Origin of the sequence: Tissierella praeacuta (assembly GCF_040396155.1) — a bacterium.
Classification (GTDB): domain Bacteria; phylum Bacillota; class Clostridia; order Tissierellales; family Tissierellaceae; genus Tissierella; species Tissierella praeacuta_A.
Genome location: NZ_JBEBOY010000072.1, coordinates 1 through 9,426, shown reverse-complemented (window position 1 = coordinate 9,426; position 9,426 = coordinate 1). Strand labels below are relative to the sequence as shown.

The following is a 9,426-nucleotide window of genomic DNA, read 5'->3' as shown; positions in this document are numbered from 1 at the left end:
CCTTTGATAATACAGAGTATAGATCTATTAATTATATAAATAGGTTTACACTAACAAATAATAGTTGGAGGTCAATGTATGAAGAAAACGGTGATTTTTACATAGATCAACCTTTTGTAGGAATTTTTAATATAAACTCAGATGATTTGTATATGTTAGACCAAATTATAAAAAAGGGAGATAAAGAAGAAATTTTGATACCAGTTAATAATATACTTAAAAGTAATTTTTAGAAATTAAGTAAATATTTAATGTTGCATATCATTTATTTTTTATACGAATCAAAAATTTAATATAGAAAAAAGAAGCACATCCAAATTTTGAACATGCCAAAAAATCTAATGCTAAATTAGATTATTTTTGTACTCGTAATGAACAATAAGATTTTGGAGTTATCTTAAAAAGGGGTCAAATTTAGTTTTACAATTAACTATATTACTTTTTTTATATTGTTTTTTAAATTTTATTGACATTAATAGAATAGTATGATACCATAATATAAATTTATCAAGAGGAGGATTATTATGAATATTAAAATAAATATATCTGTTTCAAAATTGAATAATCAACTCTTATTAGCTAACTTAAGATAGCGATTGTATATATAGATACGTTACATAACTACTATAGGTGCAATCGCTAAAACAAGCGTTTTGCATCTATGGTGGCTAATTATTTGTATTGAAATAAATGGAGTCCCATAGATAAACTATGGGACTTTTGTAATATCCTAGGTAAAAAGGTCCCATAGTATAAACTGTGGGGCTTTTTTATTTATAAATATCAACATTTGCAAGATTCAGACAAAAGATTTAGGAGGAATAAAAATGAAAAAATCCAGAGAACAATGGGGGACAAAAGCAGGGTTCCTACTTGCAGCTATTGGTTCTGCTGTAGGGCTAGGTAATATATGGAGATTTCCTTATGTGGCTTATTCAAATGGAGGCGGAGCTTTCTTAATTCCATATTTTTTCGCCATATTCACAGCAGGAATACCTTTATTAATTCTTGAATATGGAATGGGGCATAAATTTAGAGGTTCAACACCACTTGCAATATCAAGAGCAAATAAAAAATGGGAATGGCTTGGTTGGTGGCCTATAATTAGCGCAGTTATAATTTTATGCTATTATTCAATGATTTTGAGCCTGGCTATAAAGTACTTAACATTAAGCTTTAAAAAAGTATGGGGAAATGACACTAACAGTTATTTTTATAATGAAGTATTGAATTTATCATCATCACCCTTTGATTTTGGAGGCATAGTTGTTCCAATATTAATAGGAATAACTTTGGTTTGGTTAATTAACTGGTTTATATGTTATAAAGGAATAAAAGGTGGAATCGAAAGATTAAGTAAAATACTATTACCAGCTCTATTAATAATAATGATAATTATAGTAATAAAAGGGGTAACTTTAGAAGGTGCTTCTTTAGGCTTAAACACACTGTTTACACCTGATTGGCAAAAAGTTAAAGATCCTAAAGTCTGGGTTGCAGCATATGGACAAGTATTTTTTTCATTAAGTATAGCTACAGGAATTATGATGACTTATTCCAGTTATCTTCCTGAAAAAACAGATATAAATAATAGTGCATTTATGACTGCTTTTGCTAATTGTGGGTTTGAATTTTTATCTGCAATAGGGGTTTTTGCAATACTTGGATTTATGGCAACAAATCAAGGAGTATCTGTTGATAAAGTTGCATCTGATGGTATAGGACTTGCATTTATAGCATTTCCTAAAGTATTTTCAGTAATGGGCAGCTGGGGAAACATACTATCTGTATTATTCTTTACTTGTTTGGTATTTGCAGGGTTAACATCAGCAGTATCCTTAGTTGAAGCGATATCTTCAGCCATAATAGATAAAACAGGATGGGAACGTAAAAAAGTAGTAACAGGAATTTTGCTAGTTGGATTTGTTATAAGTATCTCCTTTGCAACTAGAGCAGGATTATACTTATTAGATATTATGGATAACTTTATTAATAACTATGGAATAGTTGTAGTTGGATTACTAGAAACTATCTTAGTAGGATGGGTTATAAAACCTAAGACAATTCGCGACCATACAAATTCAGTATCTTATTATAGAATAGGAAAATGGTGGGATGTATTTATTAAATGTATAAATCCAATTGTTTTAACTTTCATTCTAGTACAAAGTCTTATTACAGAAATGTATACACCTTATGGTGGATATGATATGCAGGCATTGTTTGTTTATGGATGGGGAATTATTTTAATAGGAATTACCGGAGCAATTTTAATAAGTAAACAACCTTGGAGAGATAATATTAATTTAAAAAATGAATAAAGGTATGGTGATAAAAATGACATTAAGTGCAACGATATTCTTCGGTATAGGTGCAACAGTACTTTGGGGAGGATTATTGACTACTATATTAATATCAATAAAAAAAGATAGTTATTCAGATTAATATCACAGAAAAAATTGATTTTCTAAATAATCAAATAAGGAAAACTATATGTTTGGAAGATGAGAATGGCAATAAGAATTTCCTTATAGTCATATGAAATAAAGGACAGCTTAAGGTAGTTTCTTTATATGAAGATTCAAAAGTTATAAAAGTGGAATTGAATAATTTAAAAGGAAGTTTGTTTGATTTTCAATCTAAAAAAGACACAGCTGTAGTTTTAAGTGAAGATTTAATAATACCTTGCCACCAAGAGGGTAATATAATCTAGGACATTTTTATTGTCACCTCAAGGCAAGTTGAAGTCGTAACACTACTTGTGAAGGAGTAAAACGACTGAAGAAGTAGATGTACGTCTCATGTAAGGAATGTCCAAGAAACCAAGCGTATTGAAGGATAATTGGGAACATTCTGGGAACATTCCACGACTAAGAGTATAATTCTAATGACATATTGTGGTTAAGAGTAGAAATAATAGGGTTTAACTACAATATATAGTGGTTTAAGGATGAAATTTGGATCGAAAATCAGTGGAAAAACACTGTTTTTTGATCCTGTTTTTAAGGTCAAAATATAGATGAACATAAGTAGATTTGCGTGTCTTAGAATTTTTGTTATCTATGGTATCTGAGCAGAGAGAATACTCTTATAACACACTTTTTACATCATATCCCATTTATTTCCTTAAGATAATACCTAGTAATTGGAGATAATATTATCATGAGGTGAATAAAATGAAATTATTTATACCAGATAAGGCATTTATTAATCCTAGAAGTATGGAATATGAAGTTGGTAAATTTGCTAGGGAACAATTAGAAAAATTAAATGTGCCTATAATTGAAGGAAGAAAAGTTTTAATTGAGGGTAAATCTTCCATTGAAAATTATGTTAAAGCTAAGAAGACCATTTATTTAACTGTAAATAAAGAAAAAAAATTAAAACCCTGTAATCCATCGGCAGACTATCAGTTTTCCTTATCGAGCTCATGCCCAGGGCATTGTGAATACTGTTATTTACAAACAACTCAAGGAGAAAAACCATATATAAAAGTATTCGTGAATATAGACGAGATACTGGCAGTTATCCAAAAGCATATAGATGAAAACCTACCTAATATTACCTGCTTCGAATGTGGGAGTATTACAGATCCAATTGCCCTAGAACATTTAACGGGTAATCTTAAAAGATGTGTTGAGTTTTTTGCTAACAGTGAAAATGGCAGACTTAGAATAGTTACTAAATATGATAATATTGATTCTTTTTTAGATATAAATCATAATAGGCACACTAAATTTAGATTTAGTATAAATACTAGATATATAATAAATAAATTTGAACATAATACCTCTAGTTTTGAAGAAAGAATAGAAGCTGCAAGAAAGATTGCTAAAGCTGGATACCCATTAGGATTCATTATTGCTCCGATTATGATATATGATAATTGGCAAAATGATTATAAAGAATTGCTAGATAAATTAAAATCTGAATTAGAAGGCTATGAAGAAAAGATTACATTTGAATTAATACAACATAGATTCACGGATACAGCTAGGGAATTGATACTTAAAAGGTTTCCTAAGACAGAATTAGATTTAAATGATGCAAATAGACAATTAAAATGGGGGCCATATGGAAAATTTAAGCACGTTTATCCTAAAGAAAAAAGCGATGAGATAAGAAATTATATTTCCCAAGTTATCAATGAAAATTTTTCAAATGCAGAAATTGAATATTTCACATAGTGATTATCTCATTTTTAATGGGGAGTAATACATTAGAGGGAGGATACAAAGGAAGATATAAAAGGTAAAGTACAAAAAAATGGGGTAAATTAACCAATTATGACTTAGATATTATAAAAGATGATGCTAAGATATTAGCAGGTAAGTTGCAAGAAAAATATGGAATCACTAAAGAAGAAGCAGAAAGACAAATTGATGACTTTAGATTTTAAGATTGTATCACTCTTAATTTAATTTTATTATCCCTTATATATTAATAAGAGATAATCAAACAAGTGATTGCCTAATTGATGATATTGATTGTTAGAAGACAAATGTTAAGTTTATTTTTTGGGATATATTGTACTTGTAGATTTGTGTAATTAATTATTAAATTTAGAACAAATTAAAATTAAGAGGACTAATATGAAAACACATTGGAAAGGAAAGCTTAGTAAATCAGATTATTATCTTGAAGCTAATATTCCACATTTTTAATAATACTGATGTCATTTTACAGTTTCTAAAGAAAAAGCTAAACGATTACACAAGGTGCGTTATGTAGTTTGTTAGATCTAATATTGACAAATCACAGGTCACTTTTGATGATGTATTGACTTTTTTCAAACAAAAGATTATGATGAGTATATACTTATTGAGTTGGAGGTCAATTTTATGGTGCAGACAAAAAGACAGGAACAAAAGGAGTTTACACGGAGGAGAATTTTAGATACCGCCTTTCGCCTATACGAGGTAGGAGGATTTTCCATGCCTACAAACGTTATCGCGCAGGAAGCGGGCATATCTCATGGGACAATCTTTGTTCATTTCCCCACAAAAAAGAGTTTACAACTTCATGTTCTGGAACGTTTTGCAAAAGAAATGGGAAATAAACTCCATCACCTTTCCGCGGCGGGGAATAATATTTCTGAACTGCTCCACGCACATATTAACGTCCTAAAAGAATACGAGCAGTTTTATAAGACGCTGATTACAGAATTGTCATCTTTGCCTGATGAAACAAAAACGATACTTCTTTCTTTGCAATCTACAATCTCTTTACATTTTAGCGTTGCGGTTGAACGAGGGCAACAAACCGGAACAGTGAAGGATATTCCTCTGCATGTACTGTTCAATACATGGATGGGCTTACTCCATTATTACCTGCGAAATAGCGAACTGTTTGCGCCTGGTGCTTCTGTATTGGACCGCCGCCGTGATGAATTGGTAGACGGTTTTATAGCGCTCATTTCAAAATGAAGTGGAGGAATGGAAAATGAAAATCTGTATTGCTTGTGGTATGCCTATGAATGAAATATCAGAATTTGCCATGAATGATATATCAAAGGATTACTGTTTGCATTGTGCCTGTCCCGATGGAACCATGCAATCCTTTGAAGAAAAGAAAAAATCTCTGGCAAACTTTCTCATAAAAACACAGGGAATTGATGAAAAGGTGGCAATTAAAACAGCAGAAAGTATGATGAAAAAATTGCCCGCATGGACGGAATACTTTTCGTAAAGGATTGATTTTATGAAAAAATTATCTGATTTGCCCAATGTGGGCAAAGTTTTAGAAGACAACTTATTTCGTATCGGCATTGAAACGCCGGAGCAACTGCAGAGTATTGGTGCGGAAGAAGCATTTATGCGTATTCTCATGTATGTTGACCCTGGTGCTTGTCTGCACATGCTCTATGGTATTCAGGGCGCGATTGAGGGGATGTCGGACAAACTCTTGCCCGATGACACAAAACAAAAACTTAAGACATTTTATAAATCGCTATAAAGGGATTGGAGCTATGAAAGTAGGTAAAGCATTTGAAGGATTTGCACGGGAAGCGCCCACTCATCAAAAGGCATGGATGGGAAATGGTGCAAAAATTGGACGAGTGGAGTATGTATTAAAGTTGCCATTTTCAAGGACACGATGGTAATGATAGGAGGTTTCCGCCGTGTTGAGTTATGCTTATCGATAAAACAATCCATTCTTTGCATTATCAAAAAAAGCCTTTATTCGCCTGATTGGATTATGTTCAATCGGGCTTTTTTTTATTAAAGGATTCCATAATGGCATTGTCATAAGGATTACCAGCATCACTCATGCTTTAAATAATACCATGTTTTTCAACTTCAATGTTGTATCTCTTACCAATAAATTGAGACCCTCACTTAAACTTTTAATAGATACTAGCAAAAAAATTAAATAAATAAAAAATTTACATAAAAACCAGCTAATAAATACTTGATTTTTATTAGCTGGTTTGGTACTTGCATATTTCATCTAATAAGCCGTGATAACTTTGAGAGCGGGCATTGCTTTTTTTAATTGTTTACCGTTAACTGATAATACAAAATCAAAAAAGAACATGGTGATACCTCCTAAGATACCGTCATACCCTTAAAAAGGGCGAATTTAATACACCTCCCGTGTTTCATTTTTCAAAAAAGAAAACGGCGGCTTTGATTGTTATTCAAAACCACCGTTAGGCTACTATATTTTGTACAGGCGCATAGCTATCCTGCCGCCATAACAACGATTTTTTTATTACCGTTGTTATGGCGGCAAGTGTGTACTTACTTAATGTTTTATTTGATTTCTTCATTAGAGTCTGTATAGTGGATAGGCGGTCGATTTTATTTACTTTCGTACTGGTCTGATATACTTAAAAAACCGTTCCGGATTAAAATAAAAGTAAATTATTCTACCGGGGGGAAGTATCAAAGCAGTAACCAATGCCTGCAAAATCAAAAGGAAGTCGTACACCATAACACTCTGTACGTGGAATACCCCAATCGCAGAGTCTGCCGTCCGGGTCATTAATGTACGCCATAATCTGACCGCTGCCGCCGTTAGATTCGCTCCCACCATCGTCATCCAATTTGCCTTTGATACTATCGAGGGCAAATTGTTTCGCAGTCCTGTCCCGGAATAAAATTTTATTTTTGCCAAAAATCCCAATATCCATTACTCTCATAGTTTTTAATGTGCAAAAATTTGTGTGCGGGAATGGTTACAAAATAAATTTTAACATCATCTGTAGATTTCATCATCCCAATCTCTCCCAATCCTAAAAAGTAGCGGTCGAAAGGGTTTATTTTTGTACGAAGAACGACAGGCTTAGGCTTTTTTCGATATTCACTTGGAGTTACACCATATGTTCCCTTAAAAGCTCTGGTAAAAGCTTCATGTGATGAAAAACCATAATCAAAAGCAATATCTAAAAGTTTTTTTCACTATCCCGAACCTCTTTTAGTGCAAAGGCTAATTTTCTATGCCGCAGATAATCCCTAAATTGCATACCCGATATTTCTTTGAATTTTCTCGTTGTATAAAATTCGGAATAACCCAGCCTGCGAGAAAGAAAGCATAGTGTCAAGGCTTCGCCATTATAATTTTTAATACATTATAGTAGATATGTTTGTTGAAAAGGAAGAAACTAATTCATTTGTGGCACTTAGAAGTGAAACATTAAATGATAATGAAAAAGAAGGCGTAGATAAACTCTTTAAAATGATGATATCATTAAGGCAACAAATAATGCTAAGGAGAAAATTTGAAAATGAATCCATCAATAATGCTTAGTGAAGTTCAGATAGAGGAAATGAGAAAACTTGCCAGAGATAAACGTGGATCTCTAAGCATTGCTGGTGAAGTGCCAATAGCTAATGATATATTTACAATATTAGAACAGTTGGACATTATATTGCTGGAATATCCTATAAATTCAGAAGGGGATAATCCAGCTTTTTCTGCTGCAATCATGTACTCGGAAGAAAATAATAAGGAATTGACTTTTATTGGTTTAAACACAGCTGATTATTTTGATAAACAAGTTTTTGCTATAGCACATGAACTATATCATTACTTTACTAAGACAGGATTTTATTTAAGTAGATTAAATGATGTAGAAAATAATCTTGTTGAGGCAAAAGCTAATCGTTTTGCAGCAGAATTTTTATTCCCAGAAGTAGCTTTAAAAAGCATTGTTATTGATGAATTTAAAACATCAAAACTAGAAAAGATTTCTGAGAAAACCCTTATGAGATTTATTGTAAGACTTCAATGCTCTTGGTGGCTTCCGTATCGTTCTATAGTCAAAAGATTAGGTGAAATTGGTGCAATTTCTGAAGAACAATATAATAAGCTTTACGATATTGATGTAAGAAATCTAGATAGTGAATATGCCAAAATTGGTCTTGCTTTCAACAATGAGGTATATAGCAAACTAAATAAAAAGACTAATAAAATTGGAACATCTGCTAAGGATATTGAAATTATCATAAGAAATTTTGAGGATAATCTGATTGATGAAGATAAATTTGCTGAAACATTAAATCTATTTGGTAAATCACCAGATGACTTTGGATACAAGATTACAGTTTCTGATGAAGATTTAGCTGAATTTGAAGCTTTTTTTTCAGGAGGAAACTCAAATGAAGATTAATTTAAATAAAGCAAATTTATCTTTGATAAATATTTTTGAAAATCCAGATTAGATTATAACTATTGATACTAATTTTTTAATACCTTCTGATCGAAGTAGATATGCAAAGAGTAGGTTTGATTTTCCGATTTTTAAAAAGGTTTGGATTGATCCAATTTTTACTACATTCTCCAAGCTTGCGATTCATGAGGTGGTTTATGATGAGTTGGTTGGTAGGAAACTTAGGGAATATGTTGAAAGTTTAAGACAAGAAATTCCGCCAAAAATTATTATTCATTTTGATTCGTCCCTTACAGAAGTTGAAGGATTTCTTCGAGATTCAATTGAAGCCAAAATTTATCCCTATACAAATTACAATCCTCAAATTGATAATAAGGATGATCGGGGAGAAGTAAAAAGTCTTTCCTATATTGCGGTAAAAGGTATTCTTTATTTTGCTGCTCATGATAATAACGCACTTCAATTAATAGAAAAGGCAGAAGAATGGTCTACAGGACTTGATAACGTTAAGGCGATTCATATGTTTGAACTTATTTATTATTTATATGTAAAAAATAAAGGAGATAAAAAATTACTTAGGATGTTATATAAATATCAGTATTACTTAACTGAACACGAAAAGGGAACAAACCCAGAATGGGGGGATTTCATTAATCAGATAAATGCCTTATACCAAGATTATAGTGTTTAACTAATATATCAGAATATTGATTTTAAAAGTGAAGTTTTTAAGGGGTAACATCAAGGGCTTTAGCAATATGAACTGACCCATGTCAAGTAGACAGATAATTTAATTAAAATATTATGCACAT

At 31.7% G+C, this 9,426-nt stretch carries 11 protein-coding genes; 10 read left to right on the top strand and 1 reads right to left on the bottom strand.

Annotation, left to right across the window (positions count from 1 at the left end):
- The 7 genes from ABWP20_RS17710 to ABWP20_RS17680 all read left to right on the top strand — a co-directional run.
- On the top strand, positions 1-233 hold a 233-nt coding region (locus tag ABWP20_RS17710), incomplete at its 5' end, for a hypothetical protein (RefSeq protein WP_353097651.1).
- Positions 234-827: 594 nt separating this feature from the next.
- Complete coding sequence (locus ABWP20_RS17705; protein WP_353097649.1) at positions 828-2,321, top strand: sodium-dependent transporter; 1,494 nt, start codon at positions 828-830, stop codon at positions 2,319-2,321.
- Between the two features lie 16 nt (positions 2,322-2,337).
- Positions 2,338-2,445, top strand: coding sequence for a MetS family NSS transporter small subunit (locus tag ABWP20_RS17700; protein ID WP_353097647.1), 108 nt, complete (start codon positions 2,338-2,340; stop codon positions 2,443-2,445).
- Between the two features lie 731 nt (positions 2,446-3,176).
- The gene (gene splB / locus ABWP20_RS17695) at positions 3,177-4,187 is read left to right on the top strand and encodes a spore photoproduct lyase (RefSeq protein WP_353097645.1); all 1,011 of its coding nucleotides are present in this window, start codon (positions 3,177-3,179) and stop codon (positions 4,185-4,187) included.
- A 654-nt stretch (positions 4,188-4,841) separates the two neighbouring features.
- Positions 4,842-5,426 (top strand): TetR/AcrR family transcriptional regulator, encoded by a 585-nt coding sequence (locus tag ABWP20_RS17690; protein ID WP_353097644.1) that lies wholly within the window; start codon positions 4,842-4,844, stop codon positions 5,424-5,426.
- 16 nt (positions 5,427-5,442) lie between these two features.
- On the top strand, positions 5,443-5,688 hold the full coding sequence (locus ABWP20_RS17685) for a zinc ribbon domain-containing protein (protein WP_353097642.1): 246 nt from the start codon (positions 5,443-5,445) through the stop codon (positions 5,686-5,688).
- A 12-nt stretch (positions 5,689-5,700) separates the two neighbouring features.
- Positions 5,701-5,955, top strand: a complete 255-nt coding sequence (locus tag ABWP20_RS17680) for a TfoX/Sxy family DNA transformation protein (protein WP_353097641.1) — start codon at positions 5,701-5,703, stop codon at positions 5,953-5,955.
- Between the two features lie 1,151 nt (positions 5,956-7,106).
- Here the strand turns inward: ABWP20_RS17680 and ABWP20_RS17675 are convergent.
- Positions 7,107-7,385: a helix-turn-helix domain-containing protein gene (locus tag ABWP20_RS17675; RefSeq protein ID WP_353097652.1), complete on the bottom strand. Its 279-nt coding sequence runs from the start codon at positions 7,383-7,385 to the stop codon at positions 7,107-7,109.
- 199 nt (positions 7,386-7,584) lie between these two features.
- On the opposite strand from ABWP20_RS17675, the gene ABWP20_RS17670 reads away from it, so the two are divergent.
- The 3 genes from ABWP20_RS17670 (at position 7,585) to ABWP20_RS17660 (ending at position 9,305) form a co-directional block, all read left to right on the top strand.
- On the top strand, positions 7,585-7,752 hold the full coding sequence (locus ABWP20_RS17670; protein ID WP_353097640.1) for a hypothetical protein: 168 nt from the start codon (positions 7,585-7,587) through the stop codon (positions 7,750-7,752).
- Entirely contained in the window at positions 7,730-8,614 is an 885-nt protein-coding gene (locus ABWP20_RS17665) for an ImmA/IrrE family metallo-endopeptidase (RefSeq protein WP_353097638.1), read from the top strand. Before ABWP20_RS17670 ends, ABWP20_RS17665 begins: the two co-directional genes overlap by 23 nt.
- Positions 8,615-8,819: 205 nt before the next feature.
- Complete coding sequence (locus tag ABWP20_RS17660) at positions 8,820-9,305, top strand: hypothetical protein (RefSeq protein WP_353097637.1); 486 nt, start codon at positions 8,820-8,822, stop codon at positions 9,303-9,305.
- The last annotated feature ends 121 nt before the right edge of the window (positions 9,306-9,426 follow it).

Coding starts and splice junctions, on each gene's coding strand:
- ABWP20_RS17690 (WP_353097644.1), top strand. CDS start 4,842: ATGGTGCAGACAAAAAGACAGGAACAAAAGGAGTTTACACGGAGGAGA.
- ABWP20_RS17705 (WP_353097649.1), top strand. CDS start 828: ATGAAAAAATCCAGAGAACAATGGGGGACAAAAGCAGGGTTCCTACTT.
- ABWP20_RS17700 (WP_353097647.1), top strand. CDS start 2,338: ATGACATTAAGTGCAACGATATTCTTCGGTATAGGTGCAACAGTACTT.
- ABWP20_RS17665 (WP_353097638.1), top strand. CDS start 7,730: ATGAATCCATCAATAATGCTTAGTGAAGTTCAGATAGAGGAAATGAGA.
- ABWP20_RS17680 (WP_353097641.1), top strand. CDS start 5,701: ATGAAAAAATTATCTGATTTGCCCAATGTGGGCAAAGTTTTAGAAGAC.
- ABWP20_RS17685 (WP_353097642.1), top strand. CDS start 5,443: ATGAAAATCTGTATTGCTTGTGGTATGCCTATGAATGAAATATCAGAA.
- splB (WP_353097645.1), top strand. CDS start 3,177: ATGAAATTATTTATACCAGATAAGGCATTTATTAATCCTAGAAGTATG.
- ABWP20_RS17670 (WP_353097640.1), top strand. CDS start 7,585: ATGTTTGTTGAAAAGGAAGAAACTAATTCATTTGTGGCACTTAGAAGT.